Source organism: uncultured Phyllobacterium sp. (genome assembly GCF_902479695.1).
Lineage (GTDB): Bacteria > Pseudomonadota > Alphaproteobacteria > Rhizobiales > Rhizobiaceae > Phyllobacterium > Phyllobacterium calauticae.
In genome coordinates, this window is record NZ_CABSQF010000002.1 from 1 (window position 1) to 20,867 (window position 20,867).

Annotated in this window: 22 protein-coding genes; 10 read left to right on the forward strand and 12 right to left on the reverse strand. The window is 57.8% G+C overall.

Translation table 11 applies throughout. The annotated features are described in order from the left end of the window. Positions 1 to 183: 183 nt before the first annotated feature. The 9 genes from RDL77_RS01190 to RDL77_RS01230 all read right to left on the reverse strand — a co-directional run bounded on the left by RDL77_RS01190 (position 184) and on the right by RDL77_RS01230 (position 8,668). Positions 184 to 654 carry a YbaK/EbsC family protein gene (locus RDL77_RS01190; protein WP_288191528.1) on the reverse strand — a complete coding sequence of 157 codons (471 nt, stop codon included), beginning with the start codon at positions 652 to 654 and terminating at the stop codon, positions 184 to 186. Beyond that, the gene (locus tag RDL77_RS01195; RefSeq protein WP_288191529.1) at positions 651 to 1,460 is read right to left on the reverse strand and encodes an MBL fold metallo-hydrolase; all 810 of its coding nucleotides are present in this window, start codon (positions 1,458 to 1,460) and stop codon (positions 651 to 653) included. Before RDL77_RS01195 ends, RDL77_RS01190 begins: the two co-directional genes overlap by 4 nt. After that, on the reverse strand, positions 1,453 to 2,241 hold the full coding sequence (locus tag RDL77_RS01200) for a TatD family hydrolase (RefSeq protein WP_288191530.1): 789 nt from the start codon (positions 2,239 to 2,241) through the stop codon (positions 1,453 to 1,455). Before RDL77_RS01200 ends, RDL77_RS01195 begins: the two co-directional genes overlap by 8 nt. A 21-nt stretch (positions 2,242 to 2,262) precedes the next feature. Further along, positions 2,263 to 3,813: a methionine--tRNA ligase gene (metG, locus tag RDL77_RS01205; protein WP_288191531.1), complete on the reverse strand. Its 1,551-nt coding sequence runs from the start codon at positions 3,811 to 3,813 to the stop codon at positions 2,263 to 2,265. A gap of 148 nt (positions 3,814 to 3,961) precedes the next feature. After that, a complete protein-coding gene (locus RDL77_RS01210; RefSeq protein WP_288191532.1) occupies positions 3,962 to 5,020 on the reverse strand; it encodes a DNA polymerase III subunit delta' in 1,059 nt (352 codons plus the stop codon). Then, entirely contained in the window at positions 5,017 to 5,691 is a 675-nt protein-coding gene (tmk, locus tag RDL77_RS01215; protein ID WP_288191657.1) for a dTMP kinase, read from the reverse strand. The genes RDL77_RS01210 and tmk overlap by 4 nt, the downstream gene beginning before the upstream one ends. An 89-nt stretch (positions 5,692 to 5,780) precedes the next feature. Next, the gene (locus tag RDL77_RS01220) at positions 5,781 to 7,010 is read right to left on the reverse strand and encodes a D-alanyl-D-alanine carboxypeptidase family protein (protein ID WP_223613429.1); all 1,230 of its coding nucleotides are present in this window, start codon (positions 7,008 to 7,010) and stop codon (positions 5,781 to 5,783) included. Further along, complete coding sequence (locus tag RDL77_RS01225) at positions 6,979 to 8,247, reverse strand: septal ring lytic transglycosylase RlpA family protein (RefSeq protein WP_288191534.1); 1,269 nt, start codon at positions 8,245 to 8,247, stop codon at positions 6,979 to 6,981. Before RDL77_RS01225 ends, RDL77_RS01220 begins: the two co-directional genes overlap by 32 nt. A gap of 286 nt (positions 8,248 to 8,533) precedes the next feature. Then, entirely contained in the window at positions 8,534 to 8,668 is a 135-nt protein-coding gene (locus RDL77_RS01230) for a hypothetical protein (RefSeq protein WP_264319122.1), read from the reverse strand. A gap of 539 nt (positions 8,669 to 9,207) precedes the next feature. On the opposite strand from RDL77_RS01230, the gene RDL77_RS01235 reads away from it, so the two are divergent. From RDL77_RS01235 to RDL77_RS01260, 6 genes are all read left to right on the forward strand, one after another. Next, positions 9,208 to 9,993, forward strand: a complete 786-nt coding sequence (locus RDL77_RS01235) for a response regulator (RefSeq protein WP_288191536.1) — start codon at positions 9,208 to 9,210, stop codon at positions 9,991 to 9,993. Between the two features lie 10 nt (positions 9,994 to 10,003). After that, positions 10,004 to 10,552, forward strand: a complete 549-nt coding sequence (locus RDL77_RS01240; RefSeq protein ID WP_223613426.1) for a hypothetical protein — start codon at positions 10,004 to 10,006, stop codon at positions 10,550 to 10,552. A gap of 72 nt (positions 10,553 to 10,624) precedes the next feature. After that, positions 10,625 to 11,923, forward strand: a complete 1,299-nt coding sequence (locus RDL77_RS01245; RefSeq protein ID WP_288191537.1) for a sensor histidine kinase — start codon at positions 10,625 to 10,627, stop codon at positions 11,921 to 11,923. After that, a complete protein-coding gene (locus tag RDL77_RS01250; protein WP_223613424.1) occupies positions 11,920 to 12,687 on the forward strand; it encodes a TylF/MycF/NovP-related O-methyltransferase in 768 nt (255 codons plus the stop codon). The genes RDL77_RS01245 and RDL77_RS01250 overlap by 4 nt, the downstream gene beginning before the upstream one ends. A 130-nt stretch (positions 12,688 to 12,817) precedes the next feature. Further along, positions 12,818 to 13,108, forward strand: coding sequence for a hypothetical protein (locus RDL77_RS01255; protein WP_223613423.1), 291 nt, complete (start codon positions 12,818 to 12,820; stop codon positions 13,106 to 13,108). Between the two features lie 66 nt (positions 13,109 to 13,174). Beyond that, positions 13,175 to 13,459, forward strand: a complete 285-nt coding sequence (locus tag RDL77_RS01260) for a hypothetical protein (protein ID WP_308526340.1) — start codon at positions 13,175 to 13,177, stop codon at positions 13,457 to 13,459. A gap of 75 nt (positions 13,460 to 13,534) precedes the next feature. On the opposite strand, the gene RDL77_RS01265 is transcribed toward RDL77_RS01260, so the two are convergent. After that, entirely contained in the window at positions 13,535 to 13,729 is a 195-nt protein-coding gene (locus RDL77_RS01265; RefSeq protein ID WP_223613421.1) for a hypothetical protein, read from the reverse strand. Between the two features lie 406 nt (positions 13,730 to 14,135). Here RDL77_RS01265 and RDL77_RS01270 point away from each other — a divergent pair, with 406 nt between their 5' ends. From RDL77_RS01270 to RDL77_RS01280, 3 genes are all read left to right on the forward strand, one after another. After that, on the forward strand, positions 14,136 to 15,356 hold the full coding sequence (locus RDL77_RS01270; RefSeq protein ID WP_223613420.1) for a helix-turn-helix domain-containing protein: 1,221 nt from the start codon (positions 14,136 to 14,138) through the stop codon (positions 15,354 to 15,356). Positions 15,357 to 15,400: 44 nt separating this feature from the next. After that, the gene (locus RDL77_RS01275; protein WP_223613419.1) at positions 15,401 to 16,030 is read left to right on the forward strand and encodes a DUF5074 domain-containing protein; all 630 of its coding nucleotides are present in this window, start codon (positions 15,401 to 15,403) and stop codon (positions 16,028 to 16,030) included. Between the two features lie 77 nt (positions 16,031 to 16,107). Then, entirely contained in the window at positions 16,108 to 17,325 is a 1,218-nt protein-coding gene (locus RDL77_RS01280; RefSeq protein WP_288191538.1) for an MFS transporter, read from the forward strand. Here RDL77_RS01280 and RDL77_RS01285 read toward each other — a convergent pair. After that, on the reverse strand, positions 17,316 to 17,978 hold the full coding sequence (locus RDL77_RS01285) for a GNAT family N-acetyltransferase (RefSeq protein ID WP_308526342.1): 663 nt from the start codon (positions 17,976 to 17,978) through the stop codon (positions 17,316 to 17,318). The two genes, RDL77_RS01280 and RDL77_RS01285, sit on opposite strands and share 10 nt — an antisense overlap. A gap of 293 nt (positions 17,979 to 18,271) precedes the next feature. On the opposite strand from RDL77_RS01285, the gene RDL77_RS01290 reads away from it, so the two are divergent. After that, a complete protein-coding gene (locus tag RDL77_RS01290) occupies positions 18,272 to 19,072 on the forward strand; it encodes an endonuclease/exonuclease/phosphatase family protein (RefSeq protein WP_288191540.1) in 801 nt (266 codons plus the stop codon). On the opposite strand, the gene RDL77_RS01295 is transcribed toward RDL77_RS01290, so the two are convergent. Continuing rightward, positions 19,014 to 20,666 carry a sensor histidine kinase gene (locus RDL77_RS01295; protein ID WP_288191541.1) on the reverse strand — a complete coding sequence of 551 codons (1,653 nt, stop codon included), beginning with the start codon at positions 20,664 to 20,666 and terminating at the stop codon, positions 19,014 to 19,016. The two genes, RDL77_RS01290 and RDL77_RS01295, sit on opposite strands and share 59 nt — an antisense overlap. Between the last annotated feature and the right edge of the window lie 201 nt (positions 20,667 to 20,867).

Genomic DNA, 20,867 nt, shown 5'->3' on the forward strand with positions numbered 1-20,867 from the left:
CAGTTCGCGTTCGCTCATTAAAATCAGTCCCAAAATCCGCATCCCAAATCTCGTTGCAATCAACGAGAAGGTGACACAGCGACGTTTCTACTTTGCAGAAACAGGACATTTTAACTTTGCGGCTACATACAAAGATCGCATAAGATAGATTATGGAACCGGAAGACAGGCCGGAATGGCTCGCTCAGCCCGCAATATCGGCTATTTCAGCCTTTGCGGCCGTCATCAAAGCCTGCGGTTCTGCCGGGAAAACAAAGTTCGTGCCGCCTGCGGCAGCCCAGACAACGTCGAACTGCATCAGTGTTTCATCCGCATAGGCCTTGATGTCGATCAGATGCCCCAATGGCGATACGCCGCCAATGGCAAAGCCGGTCTCCTTGCGGATGTGCTTTGGATCAGCCCGGTGCAGCGTTTCTCCGGTCAGCCGCGCAGCCTTGGCAAGATCAAGCTGGCGCGGTCCGGAAACCAGAAACAGATAAAGCCGCTGCGTATCGGTGCCTTGAAAAATCAGCGACTTGACGATCTGTGCGACTGTGACACCGCATTGGATGGCCGCATCTTCGGCCGTATGGGTTGAATCGGCCATCTGGCGGATTTCGATCTCAAGGCCTGCAGCATGGGCTGCCTGGCGGACACGTTCAACGCTCTTGCTCATGCCTCAACCTCAAAGGACAGGCCGTCAAAGGCCGGTTCGACATGTTCCGGCGTATCGCGCAGGACAGTTCCATAATCCAGTGGCACATGCATATGGGTCAGAATGGCTCGACGCGGCTTCAGCTTTTCGATCCACTCCATTGATTCATCGAGAGAAAAATGGCTTGGGTGCGGACGGTACTGCAACGCGTCGATGATGAGTATATCGAGCCCATGCAACTGGGCCGCTGTTGTTTCCGGAAACGCGCTGACATCGGAACAATAGCCCACATCGCCGATGCGGAAGCCCAGCGACAGGATATCGCCATGCACCTGCGGCAACGGCAGAAAGCGGATTGGACCGCCCGCGCCGTCAACCTCAAAAGCCTCGTGATGCACGATCTCATGCGGCCGCAGGATCGGTGGATAGCTCGAACCTTCCGGCGTCTTGAAACAATAACTGAAGCCTTCGACGAGCCTGCGCTGGGTCGCCTGATCGGCATAGATGTCCACCAGATCGCGCCGGTCGATGACAAAGGTGCGGAGGTCATCGAGGCCGTGAATATGGTCCGCATGCGCATGGGTATAGACGACGGCATCAAGCCGTCCGGAGCCGAAATCGATCATCTGCGAGCGGAAATCCGGCCCCGTATCGATGACGACGGTGGTCACGCCGCCATGCGCGGCAATGCGCTCGACCAGCATGGACGCCCGGCGTCGGCGGTTTTTCGGATTGTCCGGATCGCAATTGCCCCAGTCACCATTGATGCGCGGCACGCCCGGAGACGAGCCGCAGCCGAGAATGGTAAAGCGCAGGCGATCAGGCATGGGCGGGCCTTGGCATCTTGGTGAACAGGCGGAATACATTGTCGGTGGTCAAAGTGCCGATTTCCTCGACGCTGACACCGATGGTGTCCGCCAGCACGGCGGCCGTATGGGTGACAAAGCTCGGCTCGTTGCGCTTGCCGCGATGCGGCATCGGCGCGAGATAAGGCGCGTCGGTTTCAACCAGCAGCCGGTCGCGCGGCACATTTCTGGCGATGTCGCGGATTTCCGGCGAATTTTTGAATGTCAGAATACCGGAAAACGAGATGTAACCGCCAAGCTCGACGCCAACCCGCGCCAGTTCGGCACCGGAGGAGAAGCAATGCAGGATGAAGGGGAAGGCCCCCTTCCCTGATTCCTCGCGCAAGATCGCAATCATGTCCTCATCGGCACTGCGCGCGTGAATGACCAGCGGCAGGCCGGTGACGCGTGCCGCGGCGATATGGGTGCGAAATCCCTGCTGCTGTGCTTCCGGCGGCGCATAATCATAGTGATAGTCGAGCCCGGCTTCACCGATTGCCACCACCTTCGGGTGTTCGGCCAGCTTGATCAGGTCATCGGCTGTGACGTCGAGTTCCTCATGCGCATTGTTCGGGTGCGTCCCGACCGAGGCAAAGACGCTGTCATAGCGTTCGGCGATGCCGATAATGCCGTCGAACTTGCGAACGCGCGTGCAGATGGTGACCAGCCGCACGACACCAAGATTCAGCGCGCGCTGGACAATGGCGTCGCGTTCTTCGGCAAAATCCGGAAAATCCAGATGGCAATGGCTATCGACAAGCATGAAAAAGATCCGGGTTCCTGATCAGGCGCCTTTGTCTGCCTCGACATAGCGCGGGAAGATCGGCTGCGGCGCGGGCAAATCGGCGCCGGGCACCAGTTCGCTACCGCCGAGAAGATCGGTGAAGTTGCGCTTGTTGGCGGGCACGGCCAGGATATCGAGCAGTTTGGCCGCCGATCCCGGTATGAACGGCAGGCAGAGAATGCCGACACGCCGGATCACTTCCGCCGTCACGTAGAGAACCGTTTCCATCCGCGCGGGATCGGTCTTCTTCAGCGCCCATGGTTCCTGCGATGCAAAATAGCGGTTGGCTTCCGCCACCACGGCAAAGATCGCCCCAAGCGCCAGATGCATGGCCTGCGTGCCGACGGCCTTGCGGGCTGTCTCCAGCGCTGCGACCGCCTGATCGAGGATGGCCTTGTCGACATCGGTCAATGCGCCGGGCTGCGGAACCTTGGCTTCGCAGTTCTTGTTGATCATCGACAGCGAGCGCTGCGCCAGATTGCCAAGGTCGTTGGCAAGATCCGCATTGGTGCGGTTGACGATCGCCTCATGGCTGTAATTGCCGTCCTGACCGAAAGGCACTTCGCGCAGCAGGAAGTAACGCACCTGATCCAGGCCGTAATGTTCGACCAGGGAGAACGGATCGATGACATTGCCGACCGATTTCGACATTTTCTCGCCGCGGTTGAACACGAAACCGTGGCCGAAGACGCGCTTCGGCAGTTCGATCCCCGCGGACAGCAGGAAGGCGGGCCAATAGACGGCATGGAAGCGAATGATATCCTTGCCGATGATGTGTACGTCGGCGGGCCAATAGCGCCAGCGCTCGGCCTTCTCATCGGGATAACCGGCCGCCGTGATGTAATTGGTCAGCGCGTCGACCCAGACATACATGACGTGCTTCTCGTCGCCGGGAACCGGAATGCCCCAGTCGAAGGTCGTGCGCGATACGGACAGGTCCTTCAGTCCGGATTTGACGAAGGAGATGACCTCGTTGCGGCGCTCGTCCGGCCCGATAAAGCTCGGATTGTCCGCATACAGCTTGAGCAGGCGATCCTGATAGGCGGACAGGCGGAAGAAATAGCTTTCCTCTTCCAGCCATTCGACGGGCGAGCCCTGCGGGCCGTAGCGCACGCCATCGGCACGCACTTCCGTCTCGTCTTCCTGGTAATAGGCTTCATCGCGCACGGAGTACCAGCCGGCATAGGAATCCTTGTAGATATCCCCGGCTTCGACCATTTTTTTCCAGATCGCCTGCGATGACGCGTAATGCCGCTCCTCGGTGGTCCGGATGAAGTCGTCATAGGACGCATTCAGGAGATGGCCCATGTCACGGAAAAGCTTGGCATTTCTGTCGGCAAGCTCGCGCGGCGTGATGCCTTCCTTGCGTGCCGTTTGAAGCATCTTGATACCATGTTCGTCCGTACCGCTGAGGAAGAACACATCCTTGCCGTCATGGCGGTTGAAACGGGCAATCGCATCCGTCGCGATCAGCTCGTACGCGTGACCGATATGCGGACTGCCGTTCGGATAGGAAATGGCTGTGGTGATGTAAAATGTTTCGCGGCTCATACGTAACCTGATTTGCTTCGGAATTGGCATCTTGGGAAGGCGTCAGGCTGACATAACCCATGTCCGGCCTGATTGCTATACCGGTCGTAAACGCATGAATTCAATTGAAATACTATTCCGCATTCATGTGATGTGACCGGGTGGCGGATCAAGGTGCACGCAGGGCACGGTGCATCCTGTCAAGAAAGATAAGAACGGACTGTTTGCGGTCAAGGTTGAAGGCATCGGCTTCACGGGCTTCGCCCTGCATGTCCTGCCACAGTGTTGACCAGTGATTGGCCTCGGCCACGGCACCCCTCTCCGCAGCCTCCCTCGCCTTCGTCGCGATCCGCGAAAAAATGTCCTCAAGGAAGAGATCAAACTGAATTTCCGAATCGCGTCCCGACAAGGCGGTTCCAAGCGCCTGCGCCTTGGGGACATCGAATACCGGCTTTGTCAGTATCGCATCGATGGTCTGCGATATCTCCAATCCGCCAAACGCCACAAGCAGTGCCGCCTTGCGCACGCTGCCGTCCGCGTGGGTCACCAGTGCCTCGGTATCCGGCATCTGCTCCGCACCAAGGCCGATTGTTGCCAGTGCCGACAGAAGGTCGCTGCGCTCCAGCCCCTCAAAACGGATGGACTGGCAGCGCGAGCGGATCGTTGGCAGCAAGCGCCCGGAAGAATGCGAGATCAAAATGAACAGCGTTCGCTGCGGCGGTTCTTCAAGAGTCTTCAGTAACGCATTGGCAGCATTGCGATTCATATCATCTGCCGGATCGACGATAACAATGCGCCACGCGCCGTCATGTGCCGTGCGATTGAGAAAGTGTGTCACGCGGCGAATCTCATCGACCGTGATGCCGGTCTTGAATTTTCCCGTCTTGGCATCGAGCGGGCGGCTGATATGCAGCACGGCCAGATGTGTACCCGTGGCAATCTGCCGGTAGGGCGCGGTGGAAAAATCGGGCACGGCCAGTTCCAGCGGCGCATCGCGCTGCACCGGATGCTTGAGCATGTGTCCGGCAAGGTGAAAGGCCAGCGTGGTCTTGCCCACCCCCTGCGGTCCCTCGAGCAGAAGCGCATGATGCATGTGGCCGGATTGATAGGCCTGGGCCAGAAATGAGCGGATGGACGGATGACCGAACAGCGCGGGATTGGCCGACGGGGCGGGAATGCCGTCAATCGTATCATGCGTGGCTGGCACGTCGGGAAGCGTATCGCTCATTGTGCCGCCCCCGCTCTGGCCTTTTCCTTTATCGCACGCCGCGCCTTCAGGCGATCGACGAGGCGGGCAATATCCGCCGCGATATCGTCAACCGGCCGGTCCGCAGGCACCACCTTGCACCGCCCCGGTTCAGCCTTGGCGATGGCCAGATAGGCATCCCGGCGCTTGCAGTGCATCTCGATGGTTTCCTTTTCGAAGCGATCGGCAGTGCCTGTTCCGCGGCGCGCGTTTGCGCGCTGCAGACCGATTTCCGCCGGCAGATCGAGAATGATGGTCAGATCAGGCATCAATCCGTTGACGGCTGCCCTTTCAATGGCGCGCATCAGACCGGCATCGAGATCGCCGGTGACCCCCTGATAAACCCGGCTGGAGTCGATATAGCGGTCGCAGAGCACCATGCTGCCCGTGTTGAGTGCGGGGCGTATGACCTGCTCGACGTGATCATTGCGCGCGGCGGCAAACAACATCGCTTCCATGGCGGGACCGAAGGATTCAGCAGCGCCGCTCAGGATGACATGCCGCACAGCCTCGGCACCGGGCGAGCCACCCGGCTCGCGGGTCACCACCACATCATCGCCGGCTGCGCGCATATGCGCTGCCAGGCGGGTGATCTGGGTGGATTTGCCAGCGCCCTCGCCGCCTTCAAAGGTAATGAACAGTCCTTGTTGCACGCCGTCAGCCGTCTTTCGATAAAGAGTCACTTTTGATCTCTAGACGAGGTTCTAACGGGCGGGACTGAAAAGGTCGAGCCGGGAAAATCTTAAAGCTTCAGGCGGCGGGTCCAGCCGGTGGTGAGTTCCAGGACCGCATCGAGCGTGCGCTTCTGCAGATCACCGGGTTCAACAGCTTCGCCCGTGTAAACCGGCGTTTCCTGCGCCAGGGCATCGCCGATCCAGATCCGCAGCACGCCGACCTGCTCGTCCGCCTTGACCGGAGCCAGCAGCGGGCCCTTATACACGACATGGGCCTTGAGGCGATCCTTGTTGGCCGTCGGGACGAGAAGGCTGATCTTTTCGTGTGCCTTGAGCGGGACGCTGGATTTGACACCGCCAAACACGCTGGCTTCCGCGATGGTCTCGCCTTCGGCAAAGATATTGACTTCCTCGAAGGCGCTGTAGGCCCATTCAAAGATTTTCTTCGCTTCTTCCGCCCGCTCCTTGTCAGTCGCCAGACCGCTCAGGGCGGCGATGTAACGGCGCCCGTTATGTTCGGCCGAACCGACAAGACCATAGCCGGATTGTTCGGTGTAGCCGGTTCCCATGCCGTCAGCGCCGATATCCAGCTTCAGCAAGGGATTGCGATTACGCTGGAAAATATTGTTCCAGGTGAAGCTCTCCTGCGCATAGGTGCGATAATATTCCGGATATTCGTGCTTGATGTAGCGGGCCAGCGTGACAAGGTCCGTCAGCGACACCTTTTGCTCCGGATCGGGCAAGCCGGTCGAATTGCGGAACGTCGAATTCTTCAGGCCGATTTCCTTCGCCCGTGCGTTCATCATCTCGGCGAATTTTTGTTCCGACCCGGCAATGCCCTCGGCCAGGATGATGCAACCGTCATTGGCTGACTGCACGATAACGCCCTGGATGAGGTCGCCGACGCTGATCGACGATTTAAGCTTGGCAAACATGGTGGAGCCGCCGGACGGCGCCCCGCCCGTGCGCCAGGCATTTTCGCTGACGGTATACTGGGTATCGATCTTGATCTGGCCGGTCTTGAGCGCATGAAAGACCAGTTCCATGGTCATCAGCTTGGCCAGCGCGGCTGGTTCGATCAACGTATCGGGTGTTTTGGCGTAGAGAATGGTGCCTGTCTGGTCTTCAAGCATCAGGGCCTGCTTGGCCTTGGTATCGAACAATGCTTCCTGCGCGTGGACCGGCGACGCGGCGAGCAGCACGACGGCAAGACTGGCGGCAAGCTTACGGAATGGCTGTAACGGCAATGTTCTTTGACGCGGGAAATCAGTTTCCGTCATCGCGTACGACAAACGCATCACCTGCTCCCGCTTTCCAGGCAGCCTGCAGCAAGGCATCGGTATTCTTTCCCGCGCTGGTCCGTGCAATCAGAGCGATGCGCGGGCCATCCGGGCTGTTGACCTCGGACAGGTCGACCTTGCCCAATGGCGCCAGGGCGCTCATGACACGGCCCGCTTCGGACCTGTCGGCAAAAAGGCCGACATCGACATATTCACCCGCCGGTGCCGCCGCGGATTCACGCAGCTTGTTTTCATTCTTCCACGCGTCGGAAATGGCCTTCGGCGATATCAGACTGTTCATCGCCACCGCCGTCGCATTGGCACTTGCCACACGCTCGCTGGCGTAGGAACTGACGAATGGCGATGCGCGCCGTGTGCCACCCTTCAGCGATCCGAGCAGAATCGCCGGCTTGTCGTCGATATAGGGACCAACAAGCGGCAGAACCGGCTGTATATCATAGCCGAACGGCATTGCACCCATGGCGGCATTCATCTGCGGCTGCGCGGGCGCGCCAAGACTGACCGCCTGATCATTGAACGATACCGGCGCCACATTCAGGCTCGCCACCTGAACGCCCTGCACCTTCGGCTGCCGCATGCCGGGAATGGAAAGGGCATTGCGCTGGGTGGGTGTCGGTCCATTCATGGCAATCATGGTGCCTGAATCCGGCTGCATCAGACGATCGCGCGTGCCGGGTGCACGATACGACGCGAGCAAAAAGCCGTCATCGCGCCCTTCGAGCGGCGCGCGGCCCACATATTCCACCTTCACGTCGGCCGTACCCGTATGCTGATAGTCCAGCATCGTCGCAGCCTTTTGCGACAGATCGATCACGCGATCGCTGTGATACGGCCCGCGGTCGTTGACGCGCACGATCACGGAACTGCCATTGGCAAGATTGGTCACGCGCGCATAGCTCGGCAACGGCATGGTCGGGTGCGCCGCCGACAGGTGGTTCATGTCGTATACTTCGCCATTGGCGGTCAGGCGGCCATGAAAGGCCGAGCCGTACCAGGATGCCCGCCCCTGACGCTTGTAGCCCAGCTCTTCCCTGGGATAATACCACTTACCGCGAACCTGATAGGGCCTGCCGATCTGGTTGCGCCCGCCGCCGCGCGGCATGTTGCGGAAATCCGTGACGACGCGCGGGCTGGCTTTGACGCCATACTCCGATTCAGCGAAATATTCCTTGCCGTGGCTTCGTTTAGCAACCTTTGCCGTGGGTGACGCGCAGGCTGCCATCAGGGCGCCCATCGCAACAACTCCCGCAATTCGAAAAGCTTTGGCTTTTGACAATGCAAACTACCGGCTGGACGCCGTCCCCACACTTTTTACGCAACGATACCGAACAGAACCCGGTGCAGCCCCAGAACCCATCATGGAGTATTGCACCAGAATTATAACTCGCACCGATAGGTTGACAGCAGCTTAACAGAGCAGGGAGACATTGCCCGTCATGGCTAACTTTGGTTAACGACCGCCTTATCCGCAAAGGAAAGGTTTGATGCGGAGACGTGGAGCGCGTTCGGCGCAGGCGCCGTTAGAGCCAGCCGCCGAAGATGTAGGTCAGAAGCGCTGCGGCGGCCACGCCCCCGACGAATATGGCGATATACCAGACATTCGAGCTGTGGCTTGGCCAGACCTCTTCGTCATCGTCATCAAAATCGTCGATCATTCTCCTTGCATCCTCCTGTGGGCCCGGCTTGTCAGAAGCTGCACACGTCCTCCAGGCCGAGCCCTGCCAACGGGGTTTCGCCAGCGTTCTTCAACTCGGATTGCCGATGAAAGTTCCAATCAAGGCGCCCAGCCTCGCTGGCGATGGACCTTCAGAGCATGCCGGGACACGCCGAACGCGATATGCAGCAGCGAAACAACTGCGCGGTGCTTTCTTTTCGCGGCCCGGTTGTATTCCGGCTTCATACAACTAAGTATATCTCAAAGAATTTCGGGGGTCTTCAAGTATGTATATAATCAAGCACGGTGTGCGAAACACGCTTGGTGATGTTTTATGGGACGAACCCCTTCCCCTACAATTTGAAACAATTGAAGATTGCAAGCTTACTATCAGCTCGCTGATCGAGCGCTATGATCATAGTGAATTTGAACAAGAAAACGACCGGTGGTGCACGTGGAACGATAGCAAGCAGAACGAGTTTCACTATTGGTGGATCGTTGCAGTGGCGCCATTGTCTTAGGAAAAACCAATGCATCCCCATGGCACCTTACGCATTCTTGCCTGCTATCATGCTTGAATTGTCCGCATGCGGTAGGTGCCGCGATGATACCTATTTTTCGCGAGACGAGCCTGTTAAAACCCCACGCATGGACCACGCGAATGTAAAAATTTCCAAAGTTCTGATCATCGAAGATGATTATTTTTATGCGGATTCGCTGAAGCGGCACTTCAAGACGGCCGGCCAGCAGGTGGCGACCGCCGAGACCTTCCATGCGGCGCAGATGGCTATCGAGGCCGATGAATTTGACCTGATCATCATCGATCCGGGGCTTCCAGACTATGGAAGCGAGATGGAATCCCGCGATGTGCGCCTGAAAATCATCGAGTCCATTATCAATTCCACTCCCGCAGCCGTTCATCTGGTCATCACCGGCCGGTATTCGACCGATGAGGCGGAAACATGCAGAAACCTCGGTGCAAAGGGATACCTGGGTAAAAACCGCCTCAATGCCCCCACCCTCGCCAGCATTCTTGAACTCATGACCCGTTCTGAATTTGTCGTGCATCGGGGGAGCGAGACGATCAGCGATGCTTTTCCGGGCTATTATTATCCGTTCCTGTCATTATCGGAGGAAGAATGCCTCCAATGGGTGGAAGACCGCCCGAAGAGCATGAAACGCAATGAACTGTTTGTGCTTATGGCAAAGCACTTTAAGATGAAAAGTGCCGAGATGGCCGAGCAGAAATACAAACGGGCGCGCAGCAAAGTCCTGGCTCATGGCCGCAAAATCACTGCCGACAATGATGATCCTGCAACCGATTGAGGAAAAGGCCGTGGAAACATACAGCGGTTGGCGTGCCTGCTTCTTGGGCCTTGTGCTGTTATGCGCGGTTCCTGCCGCCTCCGCCGGCATAGTCGACCCGCACGTTCTCCAGATCGAACGCCAGAGCGGAAAACCCATCGCCTCCTACAAGGAGGACGATCTGGCAAAATCATTTTCCTATCGGGAGATCCAAACCAAGACGCCTTGGACCAACGACGTACAGCGCACCTATCGCGGTTTTTCGCTGATCGAGATTTTGGCAAAGAACGGATTGGCCAATGCGAAAGTCATAAAGGGAATAGCGCCCAATGATTATTCCGCCAGAATCGATATGGACGAAATCAAACGTTACAATCCGATCGTTGCCTCACAGATTGCCTGCAACGACGTCGAAGCCAAGGCAGGAAAATGCCATGAGGGCGAATTCCGCCCGCTTGAGGCCGACGATTTTGGGCCATTCTACATTGTCTGGCCTTTTGACAGCATGCCCAAGGCCTATGACCCGGGAGATCACTCAAGATGGATCTGGTTTCTCACCGAGCTGCAATTTGAGCAATAACTTTTGATCGCGCATCAAGCCGCGTGACCCTTAAACGATGAGTAGGATTGATTTCAGACACGTGGTGGATAGGTGAGACAGATACTCCGCGCAAACGGTACGTACATCCTTGCCATTTCCTTTGGTCTCTTTGTGCTGATCGGCCTGGCCTCGTTTCTGCAAACGGACAAGTATCGCAGCCAGGCCTATGACATCATCGGGGAAGTCAACGAGGTTCAGTGGCGTTCAACCCAAGCGCGCGAGAAAATGGTCAGCATCATGGGATGGGCCCGGCTGGCTGCGCTCACCAAATCCCAGGAGTATCGCGCCAAAATCCTGTCTGAAAGCACCTATCTCGCCATCAATGCCAAGACGCTGATCGCTTTGCCCTATACCGAGAAGATCATGCCTAAAGTGGATATCGATCTGATCAAGACACTGCTCGATTACATAAACAATGAGCTGATGCCGCAGCTTGCGCGAGCCGATCCAGACTACAATCTGATTGTGGCCAGGTTTGAAGACTTCTGGCCGGCCATTGTCTTGACGACGACGGGTAACCTCGGAAACACCCAGAAACGCACCGCCGATCTCGAGCAAAAAGCGCTCTACGACAATTTCCTGTACGCCTTCGTGTTTGCGACCGCGATCATGGTCGTTCTGTTTGCCATGGTCGCCTACAGAAGCAAGGCGCTCTACAACAATCAGGTCCGCCAGTTCGCGCTGCTCTTCTCCCACATGACCTTCACGCGAATCAACGGACTGTCCATGTGGATGCACGAGACGCTTTCGCCCGAGGAAAACCCCGATGCAAAACTGCTCGACATGGCCCGCAAGCGGATCACTGATCTGTCGGTCGTGACCGATTGGCTGGCCCGGATCGCCTATCCCAAATTTGATCAGGACAATACGCCGATCGTGACGCTGGGAACGATCCTTGATCAGATCACGCGCCCCGATGGATCGACCATTCCCATTGTGCGCGCCGATGTGAAAGCAATGCAGCTGCTTGTCCCGCAGGGCCAATTCCATCTCATGCTCCACGAGCTTTTGCGCAACGCCAAGGACGCCGTCGAGGATGAACTGCACCCGCACATTGTGATCAAGGTCAATATCGCCAAGCGCTGGCCGATTGGAAAAGACCTGATCGTCGCCATCGAGGATTCTGGCGTCGGCATGTCCCGGGAACAGATCAAGAAGGCCACGACACCGTTCTTTTCGACGAAGGGTGAGTCGCGCGGCCACAGCGGACTGGGCTTGACAGGTTGTGCGCGTCTTATTCAGACAATGGGTGGCTCTCTTGCGATTCAATCATCAAAAGGCAATGGTACGACTGTTACACTTGCCTGCCCGCTATCGAATCTCCCAGTTATAAAGTGGAACCACGCATGACCAGTTTGCCGCAACAGGAACGAAGCTACGGACTAGACCAGGTGATCGCCGAACTTCAGGAGCGGCTGGATCGGTATGAGCAAACGAATGTTGCTCTTGCCCAACAGGTCGAGCATCTGCAAACGCGTCTCCTTGCACCAAACAGGTTTAGATGGGACGTCATCGACAAGGTCACCGATTACTTCAGGGGCGCTCAAATCAAGGGAGACTATCTCGAATTTGGCGTCTATCAGGGCGAGACCTTTGCCTATGCGTGCAACGTGATAGGGCGGGAAAATCCGGAGATGCGGTTTGTCGCCCTCGATTCGTTCGAGGGTTTGCCGCAACCAAAGAAGGGGATAGACGAGTCCGGCGGCTATAGCGGCGGCTTCTTCGAAGGCCAGTTCTCGTGCAACGAGACGCAGTTCAAGGAAAATCTCAAGCTGCGCAATGTCGATCTGGCGCGCGTTACGACCATCAAGGGCTGGTACGACCAGACGCTGCAACCAGGACATGTGCAGTCTTCGCCTATCCAGACCGTTGCTTTCGCGTGGATTGACTGCGACCTCTACGAGTCCACCGTGCCTGTGCTGGATTACCTCACATCCCGTTTGACGGTCGGGTCTGTCATGCTGTTCGATGATTGGCGTTGTTTCAGGAATCTCTCGGATTTCGGCCAGCAAAGAGCATGCAGGGAGTGGCTGGCGAGAAACCCCCAGATCAAGCTGAATCTGCTTATCGACAACGACTATCACGGTTACGTCTTCTCCGTGGCCGCCTGTTAGTAATACCCGCGATATGAAGTAAAAATTCGACGTATTTATTGAACGAATATTTTGGTTCAGCGTTGTTGCTTGCGGGGCTGTCGAAGCGTATTCTCTCCCCCATAGTGCCGAAGAGCACGGGGGAGAAAAAATGAGTAAATTGGACCGTGATCCAGAACTCAATAAACTTGCAAAATACCTCATTCACCAATCGCTTCCTCTTGCCATAAGTACCTCCGGTTACAATCCGACCACGAGGGACCTGGACATGATCGAAGAAGCATTGAAGGCCCGCTACGGGACGGATCTTGCCAGTGTCTCCGTGCGGGAAATCGATGAATTTCTGCATCGGCGCTTCAGCAGGTTGAGCGAACGGCCGAACCGGCGCACAATTCACCGCTTCCTCAAGATACTCGCGGGTAAAGACCGGAAACGAAGCTGAATGGCTGTTCGGTTGTCTCAGAAAGACACACGAAGGTCATTCAGTTGCATTTGACGTAGCATCCCATTGGGGCAAACCTATTATTCCTGGAAAAGCAATGGAGAGATGAATATGCGTGCACTCATAGCGATCGCACTTCTGGTGTTGGCAGCAAGTCCGGCCTTGGCGGATGGCACCTGTAAAAGCCAGGCCGAGGCCAAAAAGCTTTCCGGCGCTGCTTTGACCAATTTCACGAAGAAATGCGCGGCAGATGCGGCAACAACCTGCGATACGCAGGCCGCCGCCAAGAAGCTTGCCGGCGCCGCAAAAAACAGTTTCGTCAAGAAATGCGTGAGCGATACAACGGGCTAAGTCGGACAGCTCTGTTCAACGCGGAAGACCGCAAGCCGGCTGAGCCGGTTTTCATCGCCGAACAGCCGGATTGTGTCACCGGTTGTCGGAGTCGTCACCGGCACGCGTCTGGGGGGTGAGATTGTGATCGCCCGCATTTCTGAAATCGGCCCCCATTCTGCCGAGAAACAGCACCATCATCGAAACCGCCACGAATGCAAATAGAACCGGCCAAACCGACATCACATAGGGTTGGTAGTCTATTTTTGTATTCTCGCCATCCTGATCCACAGAGCCCCCTGCCCGTAAACGACGTCATTCCCAGCTTAACGCCGGCACAAAGATGCTACCTGCAGATTAATATCATCTGAACAAATGAATGCTTCGCATTGTGTTTGTACAAGCGATCCGGCCCGCACGCGCAAGCGCTGGCGCTTCATGAAAAAGCCCAACTCCGGTGCTCATGATATCCCTGTTGCTACTCTCCATGAGGCAATGGGAGGCTCGGTGATATTCTTCCCCCGTCAATGCCCCAACCGAGCCTCACCCGCCCTCCTATTCAAATGCTGCGCAAAGAAGCGCAGGATTTCGCACAGCCCCCATTTGTCGATCAAAGTTGCAATACTGGTTATTGTCCGTGAGATGGATTACGACTCGCTGATCGAACGATCGGAGTAACAAGTGTGACGGCCATCCGATGGACTCGCTGATCAACGCCGCAGCGCACGCCCTTGCGACAGGTGATACTCTCGGCGCCTTGAAACGGGTGGCGCTGCGTGATGACGCGCCCGCCCTTGCACTGCGCGGCATCGCCATGGCGCAACTTGGCGAATTCCCGCGCGCCCGGGCCCTGTTGCAGAGCGCGGCGCGGGCATTCGGCGCAAAAGAGGAAAAAGCCCGCGCGCGATGCATCGTCGCCGAAGCGGAAATTGCACTCGTCTCGCGCGATTTGGGGTGGCGTGTAAAGGCACTGGACATGGCGCGGGCAACACTCGAAGCCCATGGCGATCAGGTCAATGCCGCCCATGCACGGACCGTGGATATTCGGCGGCTACTTCTGGTCGGTCATGTCGACGCGGCCGAACGCGCCCTCGCCAAACTTGATCCCGCGCCGCTGCCGGCAACGTCGAGAGCGGCGCTCGCGCTGGTGGCTGCCGGAATTGCCATCCGGCGCCTGAACACGTCTGCAGCGCGCGAGGCACTCACGCGGGCCGAGAAAGCTGCGGCTGAAGCGAAGATTCCCGCCCTCATCGCGGAGGTCGAGCAGGCCTCCCATGTCCTGAAAACACCCGCCGCCCGTCTGATCCAGCGCGGCGAGGAACGTCCCCTCTTGCTGGAGCAGATCGAAACGCTGCTCGCATCCGGAGTGCTGGTCGTCGACGCGTGCCGGCATGTCGTTCGGGTCGGGGATCGGGTGATATCACTCGCCACGCGACCGGTTTTGTTCGCGCTGGCCCGCGCGCTGGGCGAAGCCGCGCCCGGAGACGTGCCAAGAGCCGCGCTCCTCGCCCGTGCATTCGGGGCAAAGCATGCGGATGAATCGCATCGCGCCCGCCTGCGGGTCGAAGTCGGCCGGTTGCGCGAGGAACTGCGAATGTTGGCCGATGTGTCCGCAACAGCGCGGGGCTTTTGCATGACACCGCTCGACGCCAGTGGCATCGTTGTCCTTGCGCCGCCCATGGAGGAAGCGCATGGCGCGGTTCTCGCCTTTCTTGCCGATGGCGAGTCATGGTCGAGTTCAGCTCTGGCAATTGCCCTGGGGGCCAGTTCCCGGACCGTTCAGCGTGCCCTTCTGATACTTGCGGAAGCGGGCAAGGTGCAATCATTCGGTCGCGGACGCGCCCGCCGCTGGATCAGTCCGCCCGTGCCGGGTTTCCCGACAATCTTGTTACTCCCCGATCTCCTGCCAAGTGATTAGGGTCAGGAGGAAATATTCAGCAGTCAGGTGACAAGGATGAAATTATGAAACAATCTGCCAAAATTCTCCGCGAATATGGCCCGTTTCCCGGCACTGACCAGGTGGCCGGGGTTACCTTCGATGGCCGGAATGTCTGGTTTGCATCGGGAGAACGGCTGAATGCCCTTGATCCGGCGAGCGGCACCGTGTTGCGCTCCTTTGACATCGCCGCGCACGCCGGAACCGCTTTCGATGGCCAATATCTCTTCCAGATTGCCGAAGATCGCATCCAGAAGGTCGACCCGGAGACAGGCAACGTGCTCTCGACAATCCCGGCGCCCGGCGGCGGCGGCGATTCAGGGCTTGCATGGGCAGAAGGGACGCTCTGGGTCGGGCAGCACCAGGGCCGGAAAATCCACCAGATCGATCCGCAGACAGGCGCTATTCTGCGCACCATCGAGTCCAAGCGCATGGTCACCGGGGTGACCTGGGTTGACGGCGAACTCTGGCACGGCACGTGGGAACAAGATCAGAGTGATGTCAGGCGCATCGATCCAGCGACCGGCAATGTCCTGACCATTCTCGACATGCCTTCAGGCACCGGCGTGTCGGGGCTCGAGTCCGACGGCGGCGATCAGTTTTTCTGTGGCGGCGGCAAAAGCGGTAAAGTGCGCGTTGTCGCGCGGCCCAGATAACACGGCGGGGCGAACAACGGTTTGCACCGCCTGCATGGCATGGGCTTTCGGCAACAGCCAGTAAAATGGAGAGAGCAATGAGCAATGCTTCGTATCGCTGGGTAATCGTTGCAGCCGGCGGCTTGCTGGGCTGTATGGCCATCGGCGCCATGTTTTCCCTCCCGGTTTTCCTCCAGCCCATTGCCCGGGACACCGGCTGGTCCGTCACCGGCGTGTCAGGCGCCATGACGATCGGGTTCATCGCCATGGCATCGGCTAGCATGCTGTGGGGGAACCTGTCCGACCGCTTCGGCGCCCGTCCCGTGGTGCTGACGGGATCGGTGCTGCTGACAGCAAGTCTGGCGCTGGCCAGCCGGGCTACGTCGCTTGTCGAGTTTCAACTGGTCTTCGGCCTGCTTGTCGGCGCCGCGACCGCGGCGATCTTCGCGCCGATGATGGCATGCGTCACCGGCTGGTTCGACACCCAGCGCAGCCTTGCCGTGTCTCTTGTTTCGGCGGGCATGGGAATGGCGCCGATGACCATGTCCCCGCTGGCGGCATGGCTTGTTTCGATTCATGGCTGGCGGACATCCATGCTGATCATCGCTGCGGTTGCTGCCGCCGTGATGATTCCCGTCGCCCTCCTGGTGCGCCGCCCGCCGGCCGCCGACATGGGAAATACCCTGACGCTGCAGGACGCAGAGCCGCAGTCATCCATGTCGATCGGGCAAGCCATCCGGTCTCCTCAGTTCATCATCCTGCTGCTGACCAATTTCTTTTGCTGCGCCACCCACTCCGGCCCCATTTTCCACACCGTGAGTTACGCGGTCAGCTGCGGAATCCCGTTGATCGCAGCGGTTACGATCTACAGCCTGGAGGGGCTGGCAGGCCTTGGCGGCCGGGTTGTCTTCGGTGTTCTCGGTGATCGCTTGGGCGCCAAGCGCGTGCTCGTCGGCGGGCTGCTGCTCCAGGCGTTCGGGGCGCTGGCCTATGTCTTCGTGCGGGAACTTGCCGGGTTTTATGCGGTGGCCGCACTATTCGGCTTCATCTATGCCGGTGTCATGCCGCTCTATGCCGTACTGGCGCGCGAGAATTTCCCGATGCGCATGATGGGCACCATCATCGGCGGAACAGCCATGGCCGCCAGTTTGGGCATGGCAACGGGTCCGTTGGCCGGAGGTTTGATCTACGACACATTCGCCAGCTACGAATGGCTCTATATCGGAGCCTGGGCTATCGGTATCGGCGCATTCCTGATCGCCCTGACATTCAGGCCGTTTCCGCAAGCCCAGCCTGTTCCCGGGTTTCAGCGGTAATTGGCACCCGTTGCCGACAAAGCCTTGGCCATTTCGGTGGTTGGCATCCAGCCATCTTCTTCGTAAATCGGCCGTCCGGCAACCGTCGCATGCAGGATGGCATAGGTGATCCCCCGCGCCAGAAACGCGCTCTCCGCTTCTTTCATCAATCGGCGAGCAATTCCCCGCCCCCGGTATTCAGGCTCCACGAAGACATTGAGGACATAGCCGCGTCGGGAGTCCATCGGATGGGCGGGGTGCGGAGGCCAATCGATTTCCATCAGCCCCACGGCACCAACCGGGCAACCGTCGTCCTCGGCGACGAAACCGAAATAGGACCCGGCGGTCAAACGTACCGCAAGCCATTGCCGGAAGGGTTCCGCCATGAGTGTCAAAACATCCTGAGCCCGACCGGCCTCAAGAAACATCCTCTCCCGGTGCTGGCATATCAAATCAAGATCAGTGGCAATGATGGGGCGCGTACGCATGATTGGCCTTTTCAACAACAACGGAAACGTCAAAGACCGGACCATCCGAATCCGGGTTCCATCAACCATCAGAAGTTTAATATTTTGCGATTCCCGTTTGCCGATGGCGCTGATTGTCTTTCCAGCGGGTCGGCTCCCCGGCCAAGGTTTGCTTATTGGGAGCAGTATCCTAGGTCGTACACTCATAAATCTGATTGAAATGGTATGAGGCCATTTGTTTGGTTACAAGGAGCAAAGGCGATGGCAATGTGGTTCATTGTCGAGTCTTTGCGACGATGGAGCCGGGCAAATGGACCATATCCTTCGGACGCCGAAACGGCTGCAAGCTGCAGTGTCGAGCCGCTCGGCCGGGGGAAAGGCCCCGCCCTTCGCATCTCTCCTTGCATCTTCTTGCCGTTTCAGGCGCCATTTCGATCAGATTTATGAGTGCACGACCTAACCTGTCCCCGCTTCAAATGAGTCCCATGGAGATGTAGGGCATGCGAATCATGAGCCTCAACGGCTGGGGCGGCAAGCTGCACGAACCGTTGATATCCTATCTCCAAACGGATCAGCCGGATATTCTATGCCTGCAGGAGGTGGTCCACAGTCCCGCGACCAGGGAAGATTGGCTCTTGTATCGCGACGGGGATCATGTCCTGCCCCAGCGCGCGAATTTTTTCCGCGATGTTGCGGCCGCACTTGCCAACCATACGGCCATATTCTGTCCGGCAGCCCAGGGCGTATTGTGGAACGGTGATCAGCCGGTGCCCTCGCAGTGGGGGCTCGCGACGTTCGTGCGGAACTCCCTGCCGGTTACGGCGCAGGCACAGGACTTCGTGCACAAGGGGTTTTCGCCGCATGGCTATGGCGATCATCCGAGGTCGCGGTCTGCGCATGCAATCCGGGTTTACGACTATGCGCGCGACCGGATGGTCGCCATCGTCCATATGCACGGGCTGCGCGATGTCAACGGGAAGATGGATACGCCCGAACGGCTGGCGCAGGCCCGCAGGCTGAAGCAACTGGCATCCGGGATTGCCGCGCCGGGTGACCCGCTGATCGTGTGCGGCGATTTCAATGTTGAACCCGGAAGCGAGACCTTTGCGGTGCTCGCCGAGATAGGCCTGACGGATCTGGTCACGGCCGGAGGGTTCAACGGAACCCGCAGTTCGCATTATCGCAAGCAGGGACGGTTCGCCGATTACATGCTGGTGAACCAGAACGTCGAGGTTCGGGAGTTCACGGTGGTGACGGCACCGGAAGTGTCGGACCACTGTCCCTTGATCCTTGAAATATGAGCGGCGATGTCATCCCTTCCCCAGGCAGCACAATCCAGAACACCGCTCCGTTGTCATTGCGGGCATGGAGTGTACCGCCCGACCGCTCAAGCAACCGCGCGCACAGCGAAAGACCGAGGCCCATGCCGTTCTCCTTGGTCGTGAAGAACGGACGGAACAGGTTTTTCAGGACCTCGTCGGATAGTCCCGGGCCGTTATCAGCAATTTCGATGATATTGACCGTATCCTGACTGAACGTCCTTATGGGGATCCTCTTGCGGTCATGCCTGCATTCGGACAAGGCATCGACAGCATTCCGCAGAAGATTGTGAATGACCTGTTCGAGCTCAATGGCACCCACAACCGATTTTGGCGAGGGAGTGGCAAAATCCATCGAAACCTCGATATTCTGTTCGCTGAGTTTCACCCGCAGCAGCTCGACCATGTTCACGATGAACGGGTTGAGCTCCTGCAACATGGGTTGAATATCGTTCCCGACAATGTAATCGCGCATTCTGTGGAGGATTTTGCCGGCACGTTGAGCCTCGCGAACATTGGCGGCGAGCGCTTGCTTGAGGCTGCCGTCCCTGTTCCCGGCTTCCCCCTTCTCCAGGAGAATGAGTCCCGCCTGGCTCTGGCTGAGCAAAGCGGTAAGGGGCTGTGCGAGTTCGTGGGCAATGCCTGAGGCCAATTCACCAACGGCATTGACCCGCGAGGCCTGGAACAAACGGTTTTCATGCCGGAGCACCTCCATTTGCCTGCGGGCGGACTGCTCAGCCTCTTGCGCTTGCGTCAATGCCGCGCGCTGGCGCCTCAGCAAATGAAATGCGTAAAGCGCAGCGAAGCCAAAGATCGACAAGGGGACGATCATCCGCCAATCAAACACGTCGCCAAATGCAACATGCTTGTCGAAATGAATATAAACCCGGGAATCATCGTCTGGACGAAGGGGGATTCGCGGCACATCTGCTGTCAACCACGGCATGTATCCGGTAAAAAGTCCGTGCGTATGAGGGTTTCGCACATAAACGGATCTGCCTCCAAGGCGAACCTGAAGTTCTATTGCCTCCGGCAAAGAGATCGATTGAACCGCCTTTGCCACATCATGGATCACCACAATGGCTACAGGCGTCCGGCCATTCATTGCTTTTGTCGCAAACAAAACATGCTCGGCTAAGTGAGGCATCGCATAGGCAACCGTTTCCCCTTCAGGCTGGCGCGCCACGGCACGCATGATTGCAGGCAGATCTGCTTCTCCCGGCTTGCCGGTCGCGGAAGGAACACTGATCCATTCAGTCAGTTCGGACTGACCGGGTCTCATCTCAAAAAGCTGGATTCTATCCAAAAAAGCATAGGCCTTCATAATGCCCGTGGCCACATGGATAAAAGAGGGCTCCGTGTCTCCGTCGGGCAATTGCAAAACAAGTTCCAGCAGCGTGACACTTGCACGCCTCTGCGAATAGTGATTTGTCAGTTCTATTGCCAATCGCGACCGGTCTTCAGCAAAATCGTTCCGCAGCTTGGTCAGGGATATCGCAGCAACGACAATCAGGATCACAATTTCAATCGCGATCCATTGAAAGAGAAACGTCCTGATCGGGATTGATTTCATCATCATTGCACCAAATGTGGCTGTCCAAATCCGCTGTATTCACCTGACAGGTCCAGGATCATGGAATCATAGCATATTATCAGGCTGGATATGATGCCCCCGGCACACCGGTGCAAAGAGCGCAATCCGCCGTTCTTTACGGTGACAGAAAATGCTATGTGAATAGAACTTAACCATGCGCGTCTTCCAGACTGGCCACGCAAT